This window comes from Bacillus sp. MYb56 (assembly GCF_002976445.1).
GTDB classification, from domain to species: domain Bacteria; phylum Bacillota; class Bacilli; order Bacillales; family Bacillaceae_G; genus Bacillus_A; species Bacillus_A mycoides.
In genome coordinates, this window is sequence record NZ_PCOH01000047.1 from 1 (window position 1) to 21880 (window position 21880).

The 21880-nt window shown below is 32.9% G+C and carries 23 protein-coding genes and 3 pseudogenes; 20 read left to right on the forward strand and 6 right to left on the reverse strand.

Features of this window, described 5'->3' with window-relative positions:
* Positions 1-905, forward strand: a 905-nt coding sequence (locus CQ058_RS28210) for an S-layer homology domain-containing protein (RefSeq protein WP_258169567.1), incomplete at its 5' end; no start/stop codon positions are given.
* Between the two features lie 377 nt (positions 906-1282).
* On the opposite strand, the pseudogene CQ058_RS28215 reads toward CQ058_RS28210, so the two are convergent.
* A pseudogene (locus tag CQ058_RS28215) lies at positions 1283-1958 on the reverse strand (IS6 family transposase).
* 526 nt (positions 1959-2484) lie between these two features.
* Between CQ058_RS28215 and CQ058_RS28220 the strand changes: the two are divergent.
* Together CQ058_RS28220 and CQ058_RS28225 are read left to right on the forward strand one after the other, a co-directional pair.
* Positions 2485-2679, forward strand: coding sequence for a MerR family transcriptional regulator (locus CQ058_RS28220; RefSeq protein WP_002187109.1), 195 nt, complete (start codon positions 2485-2487; stop codon positions 2677-2679).
* A gap of 2 nt (positions 2680-2681) precedes the next feature.
* Positions 2682-3047, forward strand: a complete 366-nt coding sequence (locus CQ058_RS28225) for a hypothetical protein (RefSeq protein ID WP_002191412.1) — start codon at positions 2682-2684, stop codon at positions 3045-3047.
* Positions 3048-4604: 1557 nt separating this feature from the next.
* On the opposite strand, the gene CQ058_RS28230 is transcribed toward CQ058_RS28225, so the two are convergent.
* Complete coding sequence (locus CQ058_RS28230; RefSeq protein WP_002187112.1) at positions 4605-4964, reverse strand: hypothetical protein; 360 nt, start codon at positions 4962-4964, stop codon at positions 4605-4607.
* Between the two features lie 381 nt (positions 4965-5345).
* On the opposite strand from CQ058_RS28230, the gene CQ058_RS28235 reads away from it, so the two are divergent.
* From CQ058_RS28235 to CQ058_RS28280, 10 genes are all read left to right on the forward strand, one after another.
* Positions 5346-5606 (forward strand): hypothetical protein, encoded by a 261-nt coding sequence (locus CQ058_RS28235; protein WP_002191413.1) that lies wholly within the window; start codon positions 5346-5348, stop codon positions 5604-5606.
* Positions 5607-5644: 38 nt separating this feature from the next.
* Entirely contained in the window at positions 5645-5821 is a 177-nt protein-coding gene (locus CQ058_RS31960; protein WP_002187114.1) for a hypothetical protein, read from the forward strand.
* Positions 5822-5823: 2 nt separating this feature from the next.
* Complete coding sequence (locus tag CQ058_RS28245; RefSeq protein WP_002191414.1) at positions 5824-6453, forward strand: Holliday junction resolvase RecU; 630 nt, start codon at positions 5824-5826, stop codon at positions 6451-6453.
* Between the two features lie 136 nt (positions 6454-6589).
* A complete protein-coding gene (locus CQ058_RS28250) occupies positions 6590-6961 on the forward strand; it encodes an ArpU family phage packaging/lysis transcriptional regulator (protein WP_002191415.1) in 372 nt (123 codons plus the stop codon).
* An 843-nt stretch (positions 6962-7804) separates the two neighbouring features.
* Positions 7805-8083, forward strand: a complete 279-nt coding sequence (locus CQ058_RS28255) for a hypothetical protein (RefSeq protein ID WP_002187120.1) — start codon at positions 7805-7807, stop codon at positions 8081-8083.
* Positions 8084-8447: 364 nt separating this feature from the next.
* A complete protein-coding gene (locus CQ058_RS28260; RefSeq protein WP_002191417.1) occupies positions 8448-8639 on the forward strand; it encodes a hypothetical protein in 192 nt (63 codons plus the stop codon).
* A gap of 558 nt (positions 8640-9197) precedes the next feature.
* Complete coding sequence (locus tag CQ058_RS28265) at positions 9198-9773, forward strand: ribonuclease domain-containing protein (RefSeq protein ID WP_105590123.1); 576 nt, start codon at positions 9198-9200, stop codon at positions 9771-9773.
* A gap of 11 nt (positions 9774-9784) precedes the next feature.
* Positions 9785-10060, forward strand: a complete 276-nt coding sequence (locus CQ058_RS28270; protein WP_002187349.1) for a barstar family protein — start codon at positions 9785-9787, stop codon at positions 10058-10060.
* A gap of 452 nt (positions 10061-10512) precedes the next feature.
* On the forward strand, positions 10513-10830 hold the full coding sequence (locus CQ058_RS28275) for a PadR family transcriptional regulator (RefSeq protein ID WP_002187347.1): 318 nt from the start codon (positions 10513-10515) through the stop codon (positions 10828-10830).
* A complete protein-coding gene (locus CQ058_RS28280) occupies positions 10817-11383 on the forward strand; it encodes a DUF2812 domain-containing protein (RefSeq protein WP_002187346.1) in 567 nt (188 codons plus the stop codon). The genes CQ058_RS28275 and CQ058_RS28280 overlap by 14 nt, the downstream gene beginning before the upstream one ends.
* 483 nt (positions 11384-11866) lie before the next feature.
* Here CQ058_RS28280 and CQ058_RS28285 read toward each other — a convergent pair whose 3' ends face one another.
* The 3 genes from CQ058_RS28285 to CQ058_RS28300 form a co-directional block, all read right to left on the reverse strand.
* A complete protein-coding gene (locus tag CQ058_RS28285) occupies positions 11867-12127 on the reverse strand; it encodes a hypothetical protein (protein ID WP_002187345.1) in 261 nt (86 codons plus the stop codon).
* A gap of 181 nt (positions 12128-12308) precedes the next feature.
* Positions 12309-12611: a hypothetical protein gene (locus CQ058_RS32490; RefSeq protein WP_105590124.1), complete on the reverse strand. Its 303-nt coding sequence runs from the start codon at positions 12609-12611 to the stop codon at positions 12309-12311.
* A gap of 1067 nt (positions 12612-13678) precedes the next feature.
* Positions 13679-14152 carry a GNAT family N-acetyltransferase gene (locus CQ058_RS28300; RefSeq protein ID WP_002187343.1) on the reverse strand — a complete coding sequence of 158 codons (474 nt, stop codon included), beginning with the start codon at positions 14150-14152 and terminating at the stop codon, positions 13679-13681.
* Between the two features lie 143 nt (positions 14153-14295).
* Between CQ058_RS28300 and CQ058_RS28305 the strand changes: the two genes are divergently transcribed.
* The 7 genes and pseudogenes from CQ058_RS28305 to CQ058_RS28335 form a co-directional block, all read left to right on the forward strand.
* On the forward strand, positions 14296-14736 hold the full coding sequence (locus tag CQ058_RS28305) for a MarR family winged helix-turn-helix transcriptional regulator (protein ID WP_002187342.1): 441 nt from the start codon (positions 14296-14298) through the stop codon (positions 14734-14736).
* A gap of 601 nt (positions 14737-15337) precedes the next feature.
* Positions 15338-16885, forward strand: a complete 1548-nt coding sequence (locus CQ058_RS28310; protein WP_002187341.1) for an ATP-dependent nuclease — start codon at positions 15338-15340, stop codon at positions 16883-16885.
* Between the two features lie 228 nt (positions 16886-17113).
* Positions 17114-17722, forward strand: coding sequence for a recombinase family protein (locus tag CQ058_RS28315; protein ID WP_002187340.1), 609 nt, complete (start codon positions 17114-17116; stop codon positions 17720-17722).
* Positions 17723-17730: 8 nt separating this feature from the next.
* Positions 17731-18696, forward strand: a complete 966-nt coding sequence (locus CQ058_RS28320) for a tyrosine-type recombinase/integrase (RefSeq protein ID WP_033728275.1) — start codon at positions 17731-17733, stop codon at positions 18694-18696.
* A 174-nt stretch (positions 18697-18870) separates the two neighbouring features.
* Positions 18871-19164, forward strand: coding sequence for a hypothetical protein (locus CQ058_RS32790; protein WP_002169647.1), 294 nt, complete (start codon positions 18871-18873; stop codon positions 19162-19164).
* A gap of 483 nt (positions 19165-19647) precedes the next feature.
* Positions 19648-20502, forward strand: a complete 855-nt coding sequence (locus tag CQ058_RS28330; protein WP_002191564.1) for an exosporium leader peptide-containing protein — start codon at positions 19648-19650, stop codon at positions 20500-20502.
* Between the two features lie 294 nt (positions 20503-20796).
* Positions 20797-21096, forward strand: a pseudogene (locus CQ058_RS28335) (GrpB family protein); the annotation flags it as partial.
* Between the two features lie 683 nt (positions 21097-21779).
* Here the strand turns inward: CQ058_RS28335 and CQ058_RS32795 are convergent.
* Positions 21780-21880: pseudogene (locus CQ058_RS32795) on the reverse strand (VOC family protein); the annotation flags it as partial.

Consider the following 21880-nt stretch of genomic DNA (forward strand, 5'->3'; position numbering starts at 1 on the left):
ATGCTAAGAAACTTGTAGCTTATTTAATGAAAGAAACTGGTGTACCGTTAAATAATATCGTAAAACACCAAAGATGGAGTGGTAAAAACTGTCCTGCTAACATGATTAACAATGGACAATGGGATTCATTCGTAAATGGTGTTAAGGGGAATTATAATAACCTTTCTCAACCAACAGACGATATTACAGGGGGGTGGTATGAGTCAGCTATTCGAGAATTAAATAGAAGGGGTATTATGGTAGGGGAAGGAAACGGAATTTTCGCACCTAACAGAGCAGTAACAAGAGCCGAATTTGCTCAATTAATCTCTAAATCTCTAAACTTGCCCGCTGGAGATATTTCATTTAAAGACCTAAACGATGCAAACTCAACTTTACGAGATGGTATTAAACGCACTGCAAGTGCAGGTATCATTGCAGGTAGAGGTGACGGTTATTTTGACCCAAACACACCTATTACAAGAGAAGAATCAGCAATCATTGTAAACAGGGCTTTACAGTATAAAGGTCTATGGGGGCCAGTTGCAAACTTACCATTCGTAGATAAGGAACAAATTAACTATAAAGAAGACGTACAAAGATTGTATGGCTTAGGTATTGTAAAAGGTAAAGAAGACAATCAATACGATCCTAAAGGAACAACAACCCGTGGTGAAACAGCATCGTTCATTCTAAACATGCTTCTAGTAATTGAAACTGGTAGTGTTCAAAATGTAATTGGAACGGCTGAAATCAATGGTATTGGAGTAAATATTCGAAGTGGAGCAGGTTCAAACTACTCTATTGTTAGAAAGGCAAGTAAAGGCGAAAAAGTTACAGTATATGAAGAAAAGAACGGTTGGTTAAGAATGGGAACAGGTCAGTGGGTTTATTATGACTCTAGTTATATCAACTATAACAGATGATAAAAAACTAAAGTCTTTAAAGCATCTACATATAGACTTTCGAAAAAAAGAAACAATCTTGCTTATCATTGACGTTACATGAGCTTAGTTTGATGGGCATGAGGGTATAACATTCTCTGCAATACAAAATAAAAGGGGAAACTATTCAATTAGTTTTTCCTTTTTATTTTGTCAAACAAATGGGTTCTGGTGCAAACACTCCAAAACGCTTGTAAGTAACCACCTAAACTTGGATATATTGATACTAGTACTCTAAAGAAGGATGTGATTGGTATGGAAAAGCAAAATCTATTCAAGTGCAAACATTATTAACGGTTCTGGTGCAAATACTTAGGAAAGATATAAAGATGCGAAAAGTTTCCTAGTGAAATCTAGTCTTAAGCAGCAATCCCAAATAGTTGATGGATGAACTTCACTTGTCCAATAAAACAAGTTGCCCTTTTTTCACCATAGGCATAGCTTCTATTCCAGAAAGAATGGATGTAGCTGTGCGAAAGGATTTCAATCCTAACATCGAACGAACCCGCTTTTTAATAAACCGATGATCTTGTTCCACTATGTTATTGAGATATTTCACTTGCCTTAGTTGGATGCCTAATGGCATCTTTTTTTCTTTTCTCAATTCTTCAACTGCTATAGGATAAGCTGGATTCTTATCTACTGTCACGACACGAGGCTCAGAAATATGAAAAGACTGCAAAGCTTTCTTGAAGAATCGCTTAGCAGCCTTGTGGTTTCTTGCTTTTCTTAGGTAAATTTCGAATCGACAGCACGATACAGCTACATCCATTGACTTTTCACTTTGATATATGTTTCATCGACTCTCCAAGAGTCATTGGTTTGCTTGAGATGACGACGGATTCTTTTGTCTAATTCAGGACCATACTGATGAACCCAACGCATAATCGTTGTATGAGCAACGAATAAGCCCCGTTCCTCCATCATTTCCACCAAATCACGAAAGCTCAAGTTGTACCGTAGGTACCATCTTACTGTTTGCAAAATAATATCATGATGATAATGTTTCCACTTGAATAAATTTCGCTTTTCCATACTGATCATGCCCCTTTTTTAGAGTAATAGTATCAGTATGTCCAAGATTTAGAGATTACCTGCAATTATTTTGAAGTTTTCGCACCTCCTTAAATTATAGTATTCTTATATTTTACTACATTTGTATTTTGAAATGTAAGAAAACGAAAAAAGAGAGTTTTTAACAAAATAGTTATTTAAAAACAAGAAGCCCTAGAGTTAGGGCTCTAGGGCTTCTTGTTTTGGTATTCTCACATGGTTCTTTAAAAAGAATAGAACATATTAAAGATAATATATGAATGTTTCATAAATGTATCAAAAAAGTGAACAAAATTGCTATTGCAGAAGAAGCAGAAATGAAGTTTCTAATACGTAAGTACGTGAAAGGTATTATTTCCAGTGAATAAAATGCGCATGGGGCACCTAATCATTATTTTATCAGAGGAAAAGAATATGTTATGAACTCGGTTGAATGAAAAAATGAAAATTTTACTTTTAGAGTGAAACTAAACAAAAACGCTATTTTATTAGAAAAGGAGAATGAACAATGAACTTAAAGGAGTACGTCGTTTATAAAGGTGAATCATTGCTATGTATCGGGACCATAAAGGAATGCGCTGATTATATGGGCGTACTTCCTGCAACAGTTCGTTTTTATACAAGACCAGCGTATCAAAGGAGAATATCGAATCGAAAGAATGCTAGAAATTATATAACTGTTACGGAACTTGAGGAGGATTAATGATGAAAGAAAACAGCGTGAAATTAAACAATATTACAGCTTGGATGATCTTTAACGTTTTTACAATGGACGATTCATTTATTGAAGAGATCGAGGTATCTTGTGGTGAAGATATCGAAAGCTTTATGAAAATGTATTTGAATGAACATTGGAATGAGCTATTTGAAACGAAATCATATTTAAGGGATATATGTGATGCCTCATTTCAAGGCATTCAATTAAAGGCCAGTGATGAAAAAGAACAACATGTATGTTGCGTAGATTTATTGAATGGAGCGCGACATTCTAGTGTAGTAATTGATATGAAAGCTTTAGGAGACGTTAACGCAGATAAGATTAAAAAAATCAGAGAGATTATAAACTCTTAATAAAAATTTCATTTTGTAGAAAAAAAAACCCTAGTTTCCTAGGGTAATGGTATAACAGCTCAATATATTTTATTCTTTTATATTGTAACGTAATATTATGTTAAAAACATCAGGGAAATGTAACCAATTGCAGAAAATAAGAGCAGCTAGAAAAAGCTAACTGCTCCCTGCAAGGAGATACAGAGAAAACTACTTTAAATGAATTTTGGCTAACAGCCTATCTACAGTATTGACGGAATAATTGATAATTAAACGGAGGATGTTTTAAATAGTTTTATTTTAATTTAGGGTTGATTTCAAAAGAGTGACATACCAACAAAATACAAAATTATTACAAGGAAAATTGTTATGAAAATAACTAAAAAAATCATTTTCATCAGTAAACCTCCTTTATGAAGAATATTAATATTTATCCAGAATTTTAACAAAATAATCCTTTGCGCGACACGTTTCCTTATAAGTGTGTAAACACGAAATGGGAGGGTCATCAATTTGATAACAACAACTGATTGACTGAAAGTAGGAATGAAAGCTGTCAGGTTGAGCTGAAACTACTTATCTAATACTCCTACATGCAAGGCGTGATAGTAGTCACAAATTGTATGAAGCTAGGTGAAGTCGGCTGAACAAAACCTAAGTGAGAAATCATATGGTAATGGATAGGTCGGGATGCTACAAAACATCTATGGTGAGAATGTCTAAAATAACGGACTGGCGAACTTGCGAATATACGGGTCTAAATTATTAATACATAAGAAATATGTATGTCGTCAATGACGATGTTATCTACCGAAAAGTAAGATTAAAGGATATGAAATTCGGAACATCTAACGATGATGATGTAAAGATAACAGGCTTACAGCAAGCACCTAAGGATATATGTATAGCTAGGTCAATCGGAACGTGGTAAGCAAGAAACTGTCACCAACGCCTACTAGCGGACAGATGCATATAAGGTTCTAACGAACCGAAATTGCTTCATTCTTGTGAAGGTAGGGACACAGTACCGACGAAACATGTAACGAATGTGGAGGGATAGTCCCTAGTCTTGTTCTTTGAAAACTAAATTAACTAGATGTAACTCACAGGATCGAGTAAGATGATGGGACTTTTCGTAAGAAAGGGGAATTAATACGTTGGTGAGTACAACATTGTTTGTAATCTAGTTGCTTTAGTATAGAAGAATAAGATGGGGCGCTGTATGCGATGAAAGTAGCACGTACAGTGTTAAGCGGGGGAAAAGATGGAGATAACTTCAAAGTCTTACCTATCGCAACTGCACAAGAATTTTTACGATTATACACAAAAACAGCAGGCAACTGATTAAGTTGCCCGCCATGTTCTTGCACGGCACGGAGGAGCGCTTTCCGTTTTGAAAGAGTGCAGCCGGGGAAAGGTCGGCTTAGAGATAGTATGTGCGATATAAAAAAGATTATTCGAAAAAGGAAATTGAATACTTAAAATCTTAACAAAATAGTTATTTAATGGGATGTTGATAATAAGCGATTATCATTAAATTGCTCATTGATTAATGATAATTGCTTACATATCGAAAAGCTATTTAGCTATTAGAAATATAGTTTCATCAGCCTTGGAAAACCCATACAACTTTCTTCCGAACTGTAAAATACCTTCTTCACTCTCTGTTAAAGTTTTAATATCATTTTCAAGATAGTGTCCAACGTTCTTTAAATAAGATAATTTTTGTTTTTCATTATTAAGTATAATTTGTTTTTTCTTAATCATTTGCTCCTGCTTATAAAGGGAGATTTGGGCGGAAATAACAATAGGTAGCATAAAAGCTAGCGCTAGTAAAAGACGACGTCTTAGTTTTTTATTCGTTTGTTGGTGATTGTTAGAATTAATTTGGTTTTTTAGGGATGATTGTTGTGATGGTAATTTTGGGATGCTTCCCATTTTAATGCCTCCATTACTAATTATAAATTTAAAATGTTTAAAAGGATTATATTATGCTAAATGGGTAATTTTGAACCTATTTTGGTAAAGATAGGTTTTGTAAAATTTAAATAACATCCTTATTTGAATGTAAAAAAGCCCTCACATAAACGTAAGGACTTTTCTAAAATGAAAGTTTTGGTTTTCAATTATCATTATATACCATAAATGAAGTATATTGAAGTGAAATTTTAACAAAAACGCTATTTTGTACACACAAAAAAGGAACGCTTGACCAAGGCGCTCCTAACCGCTAATAAATACCCAGTCTCATTAAAATTTATGTTGTTTTTATCTAATTATGATTATAAAAATTTCATTTTGTAGAAAAGGGTAATGGATATGGGCCTGAATTTAGAAGGTGTTAAATACTTTATACAAACAGCTGAAGGAGAAAGTGTGGAAATACAGGGTGGTATTCAAGAAATCGATATTTCTTCTGATGAAACAGTTGAATCTGGTTTTGATTTTAGTAGAGAAATAAGTGTTCCTTGCACATTTGAAGAGCCCCAAAATATAAAAGAGCTGCAAGATATAGGTTTTACACGACAACAAGCATGGAATATTCATTTTCGTAAGGGTGAGAGTTGGAAAGAAAACTAAACAAAATAATCATTTTAATAGAAAGCGAGGTTGGCAGAGTGGAAGATAAAGTAAAGCTATTAGGTGCAGACGGAATGTGCGGAATGGAGTTTACAGGAAATAAGGTTAATGTTTATAACGATGCAGGATACGTAATGGAAAGTATGACAACAAGGGAGCATGTTCAGGAAGTTATTGATTTTCTTGAAGGCTGCAAGAAAGAAATGGAGGAATAAAAATGGGACAAGGTAACCGTGGAATGGCTTTTGAAAAGCTTATCAATCTATCGAATGAAATGTATCAAAGAGGGAGAGTGGCGCTTATAAACAAGCGTCCGACTCCTGTAAAGGTATTAAAGATGGTTTATGGCCGTGTGAAAGATGGTTATTACGAATCTAAAAGTACAGTAGACTATGACGGCGTGTATAAAGGACGAGCTATAGCGTTTGAGGCGAAGTCTACAAATGAGATAAATAGATTTGATTTAAAAAACATTGCGCGGCACCAATTGGATTATCTAGAGAAAGCAGAGAAGATGGGAGCGATTTGTTTCTTCCTTATTGGATTTAGCAAGGACAAGTCAGTATTTCTGGTACCACTATCAGTCATTCAAGCTTATGTAAGGATGTCGCAGCAGCCAAAAGGTAAGAAGTCGATACCGAGAGCAGACTTTGATATTTACGGGTACCTGGCAGATCAGACAGAAAGAGCGCCAGTTGATTACTTACAATACATTGATGAGCAAGGATTCACACCGGTAATAGATAGCATGATTCAATTTGATCAGGACCATAAAAAGGTAGCGAATGACATTGAAGCAGCGAAAGAGAAAATGAACAACAAGAAACGTAAATTATTAAAGGCTTAATGGATAGCGGAACGATGGCGAGTAGATGGTGGGGCTACTTACTAACCGTCGTTCCCTTATTCAACAATGAGATATTAAAATTTCACGTACCTTATGTGATGTTAAAATTACAAATTCAGAAATAGGGGATTCCTTCATGGAGAGACAATTAACTTTATTACCAGCTATCGATGATAAGAAAGTACAAAAGGAAGTAGGGAGCGTATTAAAGGAATACAGAGCACTCAAGATGCGATTCAGTAATGAAGTGGAGCAGGAAGGAATCAGTTTATTCCCTGAGTTACGTGATTCAAGGAATACAAGTAACTGGAAGGTGCAGCAGGTAGAGAAGGCGCTTAACAACTTATTAGATGAAGACGAGCGTAAAATCGTTGAGCGTAAGTTTCTGACAAACGAGAGAGTAAAGGATTCAGACGTTTATCATGATCTACTACTCAAGAAGACATATTTCTATGAGAAGAAGCAGAGTGCGGTTAAATTGATTGCTACAGCATTAGGGATAATCTAAAAACCGCGAACAAAATGCGAACTTTTTGGGGGACTAAATAAAAACGTGAAAATTATAAGCTATTTCCATAAACAGTTCTTTGAAAAGAGAATACGTTTTGGGGATAGCGTTCCCATTATAATAACGTTACTCGGTGACGCGGAGGCTAGAGGGAATAAGAGCTTCCCGAAATTATTTATAGTTATCATTCAGCTCGGGATGCGTCCTCTGGGTTGATAATAAATATAAGTCTATTTCTCTAATATGTCGTTTCTTGAAAATGGAATGGGGGTGGTTGCTCATGATTGAGTGACACTTGCGTTCTAAAATTCTAAAAATGTATGCGTAATCTCGTTCATTAGTAATTACTCACAATTCTTATTAATGACCAAAATGAGAGCAGAGAGCTTTCGCTCTTTGTTTGAGCCAATACAGCGGAAACATTCCCCTTCCGTCCCTCTAGTGTATTGGTTCAGACAAGGCGTCGGAAGAAATATATACGTCTTGATATTAATCCTTTATAATTCGATATTGGTCTGCAAAGGTGAAAATGACATTAAGTAGCCGAAGTATTGAGCCGACTCTACGGAGTATAAACGAGAAGATTCTTAGTCTTCTCCCAGTCACCGAACTAACCAAATGTGAAGCGTGTAGCTAATATATAGTGTTGCGGTGACTTGGAGAAGGTTGAGAGTTATCTTGACCTTTGAAGAGGAATTTTTGCCATTTGTTTTTTTATTTCTCTCTATTAAATATGTGAACTATGGGGAGTTTTATAAAACATAACTTTTGAATTATGTAATAAAAGTATATATAATTATAATGATGTCAATATATTAACTGGTTAAAAATGGGGAAAGATAAATGAAGATTAAATTTGATGTAGTTAAAGATGAAAATTTTGATTTTACTTTATTAGAAACAAAATTGCTGAAAACTTTTAAAGAAGTAGATAATGTAGCAATAATTGAAAAGGTTGAAGATAAAATTTTTGAAAAAGATGATGTGCAAACCCATTTAGCGGAGATTACTATTAATGTTACAGGAAATAATATTGGATATAGATCAGCTTCAGCTAGTATATTCATTGTTCTAGAAAGTCTATCAATAGAGCTATTCAATATTAATATTAGTATACATTAAGCATCCAAAATGGGTGCTTTTTTCTTTGTTATATATAAATTACACATTAAACCAGTGAACATTCTAATAAGACAAGCATATGATGAATTCGTGGGACGAGTTATCATATGAGGTGAAACTTGGGGCGCCATACTTATTTGTTGAAGGGTACCTAATGACGGGTACTCTTTTTATTTTGCACCTTTTAATAAGGACAAGCATATATTGGAGTATGGGGTTGCCCCACTTCATATATTTGAGCACCTATCGATTATGGGTGCTCTTTTATTTTGTATAAAATTAACACTTGGATTAAAGGATATCTATATAAATTGGTAGAATCTAGTTGTTTGGTTCACATCTTAATCCAAGGGGTACAAATTCGATGCGAAGTGAAAAGGATTTGTTGAAACAATGGAAGGCGGATTTGCAAGCTGTTCAAGAAGAGAAAAGGCTGAAGAAGAAGGCTAAGAAAAAGAATAAAAGATATAGCATGCCTGGTAATACAGCTGACTCCATGAATGGAAAGGATACTTATCGTAAAGAGAATGGGGTATGGAAGCAAAGAAATAAATAATGTGAGGATAAATGTGTTTGATTAAGTGTATAGCAATTATCGTAGGCGCTGCCGTGATCTGGGTGGCGTCTTGTTTGTTGTTAAGGGGTGAAATAGATTTGAAACTTAAAGATTAGATAATAATATTATTACTTTAAAATGTAGAAAATAGACTAGTAAACAAGCTTCTTTTGTTTTTAAGCATAGAATATGATGAATCCTAGAGTTAAGAGGAGGTAATTATATTTATGGGATGTAATTGTAATTTCAGACATTGCAGAAATTGTAATAGATTTTGGGATGATTTAATGTTTTGCAGACGCAGACATAGAGATTGTGATGACCGTCGTTGTAGACGTGACCGTGACTGTGATTGTGATAAGCGTAAGGATTGGTAAATTCCTATTGGAGAGGGCTTTGAAGAAAAGCGCTCTTTTTTTGTACATGGATTTTCTGGTCTTATTTGTTGAGGAAGGATAAGGACTAACAAAACAAACGAACACAACGGATGGAAATAAATGTCTTGCTTACCTGTCTAAAAGTTGAAAGTATTGGAAGATAAAGTGATAGTTACTATGGTTGGGGTTTGCTGAAGATACATGTAATTACATCAGGATTGGGACAGGAAAAGAAATTGGACAGTTTATCAAATTTGAAGATGTAACAACAGGTAGGAAATATGGACCAGAAGATTATGGATGGGGTACACTATCCGTTGTATCAGGTGGTACTACACGTGTAATTGGTAAAGTTGTAGGGAACATTGGTGACCTTGAAAAGGAAGGAAAGGCACTAGAAGCGGCTGCTAAAAATACAAAATTCACGAAATATCCTACCGGTTTTGATGAAGTTGCTCAATACGTCAAAGAACATAAAAATCTACCAGATAATTACATCACAAAAGACCAAGCAGAATCACTAGGTTGGGTGAATAGAGAGGGAAATCTGCATAAAGTAGCTCCTGGTAAAAGTATGGGTGGCGATATTTTCGAAAACAGAAAGAAACAACTACCCGACGTTCCGGGTAGAACTTGGTATGAAGCGGATATTAATTATGTTTCAGGCTTTCGAGGTAATGATGGAATTGTCTATTCTAGTGATGGACTAATTTATAAAACTTCGGATCATTATAAAACATTTACTGAAATAAAGTAGGAGGAGTTTTTATGGAATTTTTAAATTTAGATGGTCGACAATTTACAAGTGAAGAAATTTTACACAAAATATTAAAGGAAAAGCTAGATCTTCCTGATTATTATGGAGAAAATGCTGATGCACTATGGGATTGCTTAACGGCATGGGTCATTCTTCCGTTAACAATAGAGTGGGAGTTTTTTAAAGAAAGTAAAAATATGTTAGGTCAAGAGGCAGATATAATTTTAGAAACATTTCAAGATGCTCAAGAAAAAATGTCAGGTAAATTCTACATTGCTGTAAAATAACTAAAAAGAACTTAGGTAAACATAAATGTGATATGAACCATAAGTTTGCCGCTTCGGCAAGCTTATGGTTCTTTTTGTTTGCGGCAAACTTATGCTTCCAGGATTTGAAGAATATTTTTAATGTCGCTTTTAAATAAAGTCACGGTGTTTATAAAAAAGACGCGATGTTTTTATAGTGAAAAGAAAATCTGAACTGAAAGGCGGATTAGGGAACTGTTGAGCGGCAATAAAGTTATTCCACTAAAAGGCCATTTAACTGAATAAGACTACAAAAAAGTCACTTTCCCTTACGTAAGGAAAGTAACTTTTTAGATTGATTTTCCCCTTGTTATCAAGCTATTTACTTTAAGTTCATTTGACTAATTTTGAAAATGTTGTTGACTATTCAGTTGAACTGTATTAAATTGTTATTAAGTTGAACTATATAGTCGAACTGAATAAAGGATGAGGATATGAAACATAAATTATTACCGTTGTCTGAAACCATGCATTATATTTTATTAGCTATGCGTGAGCCACTCCATGGCTATGCCGTAATGCAGAAGATAGAAAAGATAAGTAACGGTACTGTTATTTTAGCAGCTGGTACATTATACGGTGCGATTGAAAACTTGAATAAGCATGGTTGGATTGAACCTGTTGGAGAGTTAGGTCGAAGAAAAGTTTATATGATAACTGCAGAAGGAAGCGCCATTTTGAAAATGGAACAAAGCAGGTTATTACATATTTTATCCCTGTACGAAGGAAGTGAATCCAATGAAGATATTTAAGATGTTTTTTGATATTGAAAAAGAGGAGCAATGGGTGAACGAGCAATTACAAAAAGGCTATCGTTGTACAAATATTAGTGGATTTGGAATATACACTTTCGAAAAAACTGACAAGAGATATGTTATGCGACTTGATTATCAAGATTATTTGCCAAAGAAAAAGTTGGTTGAATACAAAGGGATATATAAGGATTTCGGTTGGAACTATATAAAGGGGCCCTGGCTTAGTGGAATACGGTATTGGCAAAAAGAAGATGATGATCAAAATGAAATCTTCTCGGATCGCCAATCAAAGGATAATTATTATAAAAGATTAATGAGTTATTCATTTTGGTTTGGTACGCTGTGTTTAGCTTATTCTTATATGTTTTACAAGGGTTCGGGATTATATCATGAAGGTCTTTGGAGTATGAGAGATTCATTATTTTGGAAGGCATTTTTATTTGAAACTCCATTTGTCCTTGTGAAGTTGTCTCCCACACTTCTGTTTGTTTTTTTGGGTAGCAGTTTCTATAAAAATTATCGAAAGTATTCAATGTTAAAAGAAAAATAAACGTTTTTGAAATCTTCCAGAATCGGGCGCGATTCTGGAGCAAACACAGGTAGAAAAATGATTAAACTTTTTATAAAAATTATTCACTAGCAACAAATAACCCAAGCATTTTGATCAAACTTTTTCAAAATGTTTGGGTTTCTTCTGTTGAAAAATCAATTTTTGTAGCATGCTTTTGATCAAACTTTATTACAAACCAACAGCATTCACGGCAAGCTTATGGGTTAATAATTTATCCACGGCAAAGATATGCTTCCTTTTCCCTCGAACAATCAACTAAATCTCCTCAAAAACATGTAATTTCCGGCAAGGATATGCTTCCTTTAGCGGCAACTTTATGGGTAAAGTCACAATAAAAAACGTAGAAATAATTATTTTCTACGTTTTTTATTGTATCAATTTGAATACTTTCCCACAGTGGCCCCTCATACCAAGAATCGTTTCCGTACCCCTTAAAGGCGGTATTCTTTTTTATATTTTCATCTAAGTAACTAAATAATTAAATGCCATATATATGGCTAGAAATACACCTACTACTAACTCAAGACCAATAATTATATATGAAACATTTAAATACAAATCTCTTATGCTTCTATATATAAACATAATCCCTAATAAGAAGAATGTAACATATAAATATTGACCGATGCTAAAAGCTAAAGTACCAGATAGTAAAATTAAAGTTAGAAACAGCTTGTCTATTGTTTTATAATTAATTATTTTTTGTCCAACAAGTGGTTGCATAAATTCCCTCCTAATATTCATTTTCCGAATTATGGATATTATTAGGTCTATTATATCATGAATTTTCTGTTTTTTCGTGTTGTAAATAATCTATTTATATAAGGTTACATAACATCAATTAGGGGTAAGCAATTAGTCTTGAAACTTACCAAATTCACTTATAACACACACCATATATGAGTTAAATGAACATTATAGCCAAGAAAATAAAAACAATAAAAATATGGCTAAACGTAAACAGTATGCTTTCATCTGTTATTGAATGCGAGAGCTTGGAATTATGACGAATAATTTTTTTCATTATAAAGCCATATAGGATTGAAATTACTGTAAGTACAAATAGTATAGTTAAAAATTTCATCCTATTATAGTCCACAGTTGTTGCTGTAATAATAGCAGGTTTTATGGCAAAGAAATATGCCATTAGATACATAAAGACATTCAAAGTACAATATACAGAAAAATTTATAATTTTTTTGTTCAAATTGATTCTCCTCATAAATAATCTTGTTTACAACATCTCTTTCAGGATCATTTGGTATGATAACCTTTATATCATTAGATTCTAAATGTGATTTGTAAGCAGCCTAATCTAGAATCGAAAAAACTGTGTAGGTTCTATGTCTCTATCAAATGATTTTTGCACCAGAACCAAAAAAAGAGATAAAAGCACTTTTATTAAGTGCACTATCTCTTTTCGAATATGTAATGCATATCCGATGTAAATTTACCACATATTTTAATGGGACTTACAGATTGCTCTTCAACAATAATTATACCTCATTTTTTGTAAAAAATATACAATTTAAACTTTTCATAAAATACATCATGGAAATATCTGTTATACGAACGTATTGGAATATTATAGTTATCTATACCTATGAATTAATATTATTATAATTAATATGAATCGAATATAAAGATATATCTAACTGTAAGAATGCACCATTCTTCTCTATTTACCTATACTTATAATTTTCACAATTTATTATGAAATATATATTTATTTAAAGTGTTTTATTCAAAATGTATAATTGGAGTTTTTATGGAGTCAAGGAGGTTGTTTGTTATCCTTTTCTAAATTCACATAATTTTCAAACATATAAAGATAATATGTTAATATTTGGTGTATACTATAATCAACCCGTGGTTATAGTGTTTGCTCCGATTCAAATTATGAGATCGTTTGTTTTAACTTTTTTACATTATCTAAAAAAGAACTTGTAATTATTTGTAATACTGAAACTAAGATAATTAAATAAATATCATTATTACTACACGACGACACATGTTGTTTAACAATGTAGTTTTAAGGCGTATCAAAACTTTGCTTGATACGCCTATTTTTTATGGTTTTTCCTTCGTTTTATCAATACATTTTGTAGACTTATCGAAACTTTTATCGCTACATTTGAACTTTTTTCATCTCTTTTAAATAGCCAGTTTAAGAGAAGCAATTGATTGCTTAGTTGAAATTCATGTTTGTATTTGTGTCAAAATAAAGCTCCTTCAATACTTTCCTTTTAATAGATGCGTTTACTACACCTAATTTTAAAAAGATTTTATATACCATGCATTCATAGTGGAGTGTTCAGAACCTGGTAGGGGTTCATTTAAAAGTATAAATCCAAATTTTTCATATAATAGACATGCAGTTTTTAATTCATGCATTGTTTCTAAATAGCACTTTTCATAATGTTTAGAGGCAAATGACAAAGCTGTTTCCATTAGTTTCTTGGAAAGCCCTAAACCTTGTGCTTTTGGACTTAAGTATAGCTTTTGTAATTCGCAAACTTTATCATGTTCGTTAAACGGTGCTATACCAATTCCACCAACAACTTCTCCTTCCATTTCTACTACCCAATAGTTCGCATGTTTTAGATTATTATAATATTGGTGTAGGTCGTTAAGTTGAGGGTCAAAATAAGCTGTTCCAGGAAGCGCTAATCCAAGTGATTTTAATGAATCTTGTATAATTTCTTTTACTTTTGCATTGTCTTCTTTTTTCATTTCTCGAATAATCATATACGATCTCCTTCAATTAGGTTTTAATAAAGATTGCGACAGATTTTTGAAAATGGCATTCCTAAAATGTTGACTAAGTCCATATTTTAAGAGTACAGTTATATTAATATTAAATGTGGACTTAGTCAACCAAAGGAGGATCTATGGATAAAAAAATTATTTATGACATCAGACAATTCAACCGATTTTATACAAAGGTACTTGGTTTATTTAATAACCAGATTCTAGATACAGATTATTCATTAACCGAAACACGAATACTATTTGAAATAAGCGAAAGAACAGAGTGTATTGCGAATAATCTTGTGCAAGAACTTAATATTGATAGAAGCTATATGAGCAGAATTTTACGTAGATTTGAGAAGGAAGAATTAATAGAGAAAAGAAGCTCAATAAAAGACAGCAGAAAAAACTTGCTCTTTTTGACAAAAAAAGGAGAGGACCTACTAGATATAATTCATATTCAGTCAGATGAACAAATAAATCAATTGTTTAACGGACTAAGTGATAGTGAGATTAATGAAATTCGTATTTCCATGATGATAATAAAAGAAAAATTAGATAAAAATATTAAAAAAAAGTAAAAAAATGAATGATTTAAAAAAACTAATTGGGGTAGCGTCACACATCCATCAACTTAACAGAACAGGTTGCCCCTAAAACGATAAAAATGAACTTTGGTGCTATAAAAAACACAAATTTTTGTTTAGGGGGTACTTTAAAATATTAGCTTGATGGGTATATGGTGATACCCCATATACTACACGACGATGCATGTTGTTTAATAATGTAGTTTTAAGGTGTATCAGCACTTTGCCTGATAAGCCTATTTTTTATGGTTTTGGCCACTAATTGTCGTAATAAAAAACAAAAAACATGTCGTGATAAAAGGAGTGGATTCCCCACTCCTTTTTTATTATCATATAATTGTTTAACAACATGCATTCATTGCTAGATTTAGCCTTAAACTTCATTTTCTTTTTCTTTCAGTAAAAGGATTCCTACAAGTTCTTTTTGTTTTTATAATATTAAAATTCGTCAATTCAATGACATTGGAGTACTTTAATATCTTAGCTTGTTGGGCATGGATGTGTAACTCATTAGAACAAATGTCTTTATACATAAAAGTGGTATAATTGTGATAATAAATGTAATTTAAATAAATATAATGAGGTTGCAGAAATTATGAGAATACAAGAGATTAAAATATTTAATTATAAAACCACTGTGGATTTTGAGTTTAATTGTTTTAAAAATGGACTAAATGTTTTTATAGGAACCAATAATGTTGGAAAAAGTAATATTTTAGAAGCACTAAATGCTTTTTTTAATAGGGATTATATACATGATAATGAAATTTCAAGATTTCTTAATCATCAAAAATATAATACATATGGGTACCCTGTTATAGCTATTGATTTTGATGACTCAACTTACGGAATGCTATATGCCCACTTCCAACAAAATAAAGAAAAAAAGGGTCTTGACAAAAGAATATTAGCACAAAATACTAATTTAACAGACACTCTTAAAGATCATACCCCTAAATTCATATATCTTTCTAGAACAAATAATCTTAAACAAACAATCCAATCACTTGTTGAAATGATTTCCTTTGAAAATCAAATGTATTCAAAGCTTTTAACTAATGCCAATCAATTTATGAGTGAAATATTTGATTCAACTTATAAGCTCTATTTTGATTATAGAAATTTAGATGATACACATATTAGATTAATTGATGAATTTAATGATGATGATAGATTAGAGAATAAAAGTTCTGGTACACAAATGGCAGCGTTAATTTCTTTATTACTTAGTATTGGATTAAATGATAATAGCCCAAATGGTTTTATAGTGGCCATCGATGAACCAGAGACTAGTTTACATATCGGATCTCAAAAGAAATTATTTAGATTATTAAAAGAACTTTCAAAGAAACATCAAGTTATAATAACTACCCACTCTGTAGTTTTCATAGATAAAGCGCATGATGAAAGTATATTTTTAGTTAAAAGAGACCGTTTAGGAAGAACTGATTATCATTTAAAAGAACATAAAAAGGAAAATTGGAAGTCTTTAAGAGAAATTATAGGAACAACTATTTCAGATAGTTTACTGTTAGGTGAATATAATATTGTAGTAGAAGGACGAACAGAGCAATTACTGTTTCCTACAATGATAGAAATTTTAGCAAGGGAAAATTTACTAAAGCTTGATACATCTATGTGTAATTTTATTTCCGCTGAAGGTTCAGCAAAGATAGAATCTTTTATGTCGATATTAAAAGACAAGATAGAATTGCCTTTATGCTTATTTCTAGATAATGATGGAGCGGGATTGAATACTAAAAAAAAGCTGGATAAAACCAATAAATTTAGAGGAGATTTAATAATAACTCCAGAAAGACAGGGTTTTCAAGAGTCTGAAATCGAAGATTTTTTAGATGATACTCTTCTTTATAATTGTATTAATGAATATTATAAAAGACAGATAAAGGACTATACCCCATTAGAAGAAACTCAATTAAAGGAACTGAGAAATAATCTGAAATTTAATGAGTTCAAAAAAGGTGTAGAAGGAAAAATAGCAAGTATATATGAAGAAGCAAATGAAGATTTGAATAAAGTTGCTTTTTCTTTATTGATCAAAGAACAATTAAAGTCATCAAGCCAATTTCAAGATTTAATTTCAATTTTCAAAGACGTTGAAAAATACTTTTTAAGAAAATGAGTTATTTCATAAAAAATTATGCAAAACAAAAAGGAACCATAGCCGGTTCCTTTTTATATTATTCCTTTCAAAAGGTACACCTTTTGAAGTACCTTAAACCCTACTTGATTTAGTACTTCAAAAGGCTTAAAAACATACTTTTGAAGTACTAAATAATTAAATATACCTTTTGAAGTGTTTTTTGTTATAATTTCATTAGAAACACTTTCGAAAGGATGTCTATTTATTTTGAATACAAGAAAATTCGGATATATAAGGGTTAGTAGCAAAGATCAAAATGAAGATCGTCAGCTCGAAGCAATGAGACAACTCATCACTGACGAACGAGATATTTTTATTGACAAACAAAGTGGAAGAGATTTTAATCGTGATCAATACCAACTCGTAAAACGCATGCTAAGAAAAGATGATATTTTATATATTCATTCCCTAGATCGTTTCGGCGGAAATAAAGAAGCTATCCTTCAGGAGTGGAAAGACATTACCCAGAATATTCAAGCTCATATTGTCGTATTAGACATGCCACTTCTAGATACAACTCAATATAAAGATAGTTTAGGAAATCTTATTACTGATTTGGTACTCCAAATCTTGTCCTGGCTTGCTGAAGAAGAGCGAACGAAAATAAAAACTCGTCAACGTGAGGGAATTGAAGCTGCAAAGAAAAAGGGAAAGCATTTAGGGAGACCCACAACCGAGATAACCCAAGAATTCATTGATTCTTATAATCAATGGAAAGAAGGGAAGGTCACAGCGCTATACGCCATGAAAAGATGCAATATGACTAGTCCTACATTTTACAGAGTGGTCAAAAGATATGAAAATAGGGAGGTATAAAAATCAATATCATTACAAGTGAACTCCAAAATACAATACAAGGATTTTCAGCTTATTTATTTAACAAAGGAAGAAAACCCTCTACAATCAAGCGCTATATATACGATGTGAAAAGTTTTATTCAATGGCTGCACCAATCAAAAAGGTTTACTGAAAATAATCTTTTTGAATCACTCCATAAAAAAGATTTCGAAGCTTTTTTTAATTATTTAAAAGAAGTTCGTCAATACTCTGATAAAACTATACACCGCATATATATTGTCTTAAATAGATTGTACGAATACTTAGATTTACCAAGTCCGATTGAAGGAATTATTCATATAAATCCACCTGATCGGGCATTACGCAGTCAGGATTTTGTTTCTTTCCAAGAAGAGAATCGTCTAAAAGAAGTTATCTCTTCATTAGAAGGACTGACTGAAAAACAACGATCAACACGCCCAATGATCTTAGAACGGAACATTTCTATCGTTACGTTGCTTCTGGACTATGGATTATCTTTAAAAGAGCTTGTTTCTTTACGAATGCAACACGTTCATTTCGAAAGTAATACGTTATCTATTGCTGAAGACTCAAAAATAAATCGTACAATCCATTTGAAAGAAGAGGACAAATTACATTTATATAATTACTATAAAACTATTCCTGAACCTGTTCGCCCTAAATACCACAGCAGCGATCCATTATTTATTGCTTTTGACTTTACTCGTGGGACATACCATTGGAGCTATGACGATAATGCACCAAAGTTTCTAACTGAAATCTCGGTACAAAAAATGATCCGTTTAGAAGTGAAACGTGCTAATCTTCGAAAGGGAATTTCTGCCCAACACTTTCGGAACTCCTTTGTTTTAAGGGAAATCAAACAGAAAAACACCCCTGAACAAATCATGCAGCAGATTGGATTTAAATCTCACTTATCCTTAAAAAGATATTACAATTACTATAAGAAAACTACAGCGAATACAGATTAAAAACAATCTCTTAATATGTAATTTTTATATATCTACAGATTTACAATGAAAAAGATAAGAATTAAGCTTTTTTTACTACCGTTAACGGTGATTATGTGAACTTCACATCAGATTGGTATTTAATAAAAGAAATTTTATAAGTTGATTGAACATCTAAAAGGAGTATGGGGTATTTTGAGAAAAACTAAACTGAGAAACTATGTGAAATTATTCTTTCTCTACTTAATTATAATTTTAATATATTTCCTATTGTTTGATTACAGTAAAGTGTATATTAAGGCAAAAATAAATAACGAATTTTTATATCAATTGTATATATTAATAGGACGTATTAGTATGGGTTTGGGAATATATTTTATTCCAGATAAGCTAGGTATTAAGATTAAATTCAGATTTAAATTTCTTATAGCAGTTATCGCAATGATAACTACTATAATTTTTCTTGGTATAGTTGGTTTAATGGAATAGCTTTGATAACTTCATATTTTATTATTAAGTGGCTTAATAAAAAGTTAACGTTTAGCAAAATCTATATTTCTACAAATAATTGCACTTCTGCTAGGTGGGGTTATGTTAACTGATGTAGACATCCTCACTTGAATTCCACAATATGGTATAATTTAGTTGTGAAGTTAAAAGGGGTGTGGGTATGGAAGACGTATATGGTTACCCCATGCCCATCAACTTAAGAAATCAATCACCCCCAAAAACGAAAAAATGGACTAAATTCCCATGAGCACCTATGAAAAGATAAAAATATCGCTTTGGGTTCAATTCAAAATGTTAGATTGATGGACATATATGGTGACCTCTTTTATCTATTATTCTAAATACAATTGTATCAGTAACATATTTATACTCTCAGCAAAACTTAATAGATATATCTAAGCTTATTATTGATAGCATGTACTAGCTATATAATGAATAGATTTTTAAGGAGGGGGAGGATACATGTCAAATAAAAGTGAAAAGTATTCAAAATGGTTAGATTCATATGATTTTTTATCTGCTGGAGCATTTGATCCTAGCCTTGTAGGACCTACCTTATCACCAATTCCACCATTTACATTACCAACAGGTCCTACGGGAGTAACTGGACCTACCGGGGATACTGGTCCTACTGGAGTTACTGGAGTTACTGGACCTACCGGACCTACCGGACCTACCGGAGATACTGGTCCTACCGGACCTACCGGAGATACTGGTCCTACCGGAGTTACCGGACCTACTGGAGTTACTGGAGTTACTGGAGTTACTGGAGTTACTGGAGTTACTGGAGTTACCGGAGTTACCGGAGTTACTGGAGCAACAGGAGAGACTGAAGGTTGTCTGTGTGATTGCTGTGTTTTACCAATGCAGAATGTTTTACAACAACTTATTGGAGAAACTGTGCTTCTTGGTACTATTGCAGACGCGCCAAACGTCCCCCCTCTTTTCTTTTTATTTACTATTACTTCCGTAAGTGATTTTTTAGTTACAGTTACAGATGGTACCACATCCTTTGTGGTCAATATTTCTGATGTAACAGGGGTAGGTTTTTTACCGCCAGGACCATCTATAACATTACTTCCACCTGTAGATTTAGGATGCGAATGTGATTGTCGTGAACGACCAATTAGGGAATTACTAGATACGCTTATTGGTTCTACAGTGAATCTTTTAGCAAATACTGGTTCTACTGCAGCAGATTTTAATGTGGAACAAACAGGTCTTGGTATAGTGCTAGGTACTTTACCTATAAGTCCAACTACAATCGTTAGGTTTGCTATTTCAACTTGCAAAATTACAGCTGTGAATATTCTCTAAAATTTAGATTTCTTAGGAGAATATAAGTTTGAGGGAGTGCATGCAACAAGTTTACATTCCTTACGTCCTTTAAAGATTAAAGAGCCGATTTACCCTTAACGGGGAAAGTCCGGCTCTTTTCTTATTCAAATTTGCTTAGCGTAGGGTTTTTCAAAATGCTGGCAGTCCCCCATGCCCATCAACCTAAAGAATCAAAATCCCCCCATAATGAAAATTCTATTGATTTGAAGTAGCTTTGCTCATATAAATTTGATATTATGTTCAAGCGCAAAATACATAAGGGGGATTAGGAATATGGAAAGACCAGTTGTTATTGAGGAGTATACACCAGATTGGGCACTACAATTTAAAGAAGAACATAGGCTTCTAAAAGGTATAATGGGAGATAAAGCTATTACAATTGAACATATTGGAAGTACATCTGTTGAAGGATTAGGAGCTAAACCAATATTAGATATTATGATTGGAGTTCATAATTTAAAAGAAGTAGATGAGTTTATTGAACCTTTAAAAAAGATTGAATATGAATATGTGTTTCATAAAGAGTTTCCAAACAGAAGATTTTTTAGAAAGGGATTATGGAGAGCGGGAACAAAAACCATCACTAGATCCATTTCGTGTGGTTATTTTCCTACCGTTTTTTGTATACTTCCCCATTACTAAACCGTCGACTGGAATTTGTCGATATTTCCATCCTGTATCAACTAATCTATTGTGTAATTGGCGACGACTTATATTAACCTGAAAATTCGGTACAGATTTTCATGTAGCTTTATAAAAAAGTTTGATCAAAACTATTTACTAGTCCAGCTGTATCTTCAGGAGTTTCGCCACGTCAGCTGCACCTGGTGTTATCGATAAACTCACGCATCGATTACTTCTTCAAGAGTTTGTCACTTTCCCAATACTGAAGGAAAATATCGGTGATTAACTTAAAGAGGCAAAGCAGCGCAACTTTTTTCAAAACGGTTAAACTTTATTTCAAATCCACACCCAATTAGGACGCAGTAATCAATGTTTCTATGATTTCGCTTGTGCCGTTTGTATAGCGAACAACTGAATATACGCAATTTATGTGGCGACGATATGGCGCTTTGTGACGCTGACAAAGAAAAAAAGACGGGGGCGCGAAACCCCCAGGCTAATTCAGTATCAAACCACGATCTTAATCTTCGGTCTAACTTTGATTGCAATCAATCTTTGCGCTATCGTGTCCCGTTAGCGCAATACCTTTGTAATATGCTTCACCACGTTGTTTGTAACAAAGTTAACGACGCTCATTCGAACATTTCAGCGATTTCATGCACGTTACCAAACGGATCAACGAAAGCAGCATATCGCCCTTGAGTAGGTTTATCATGCAAAAATTGAATACCCT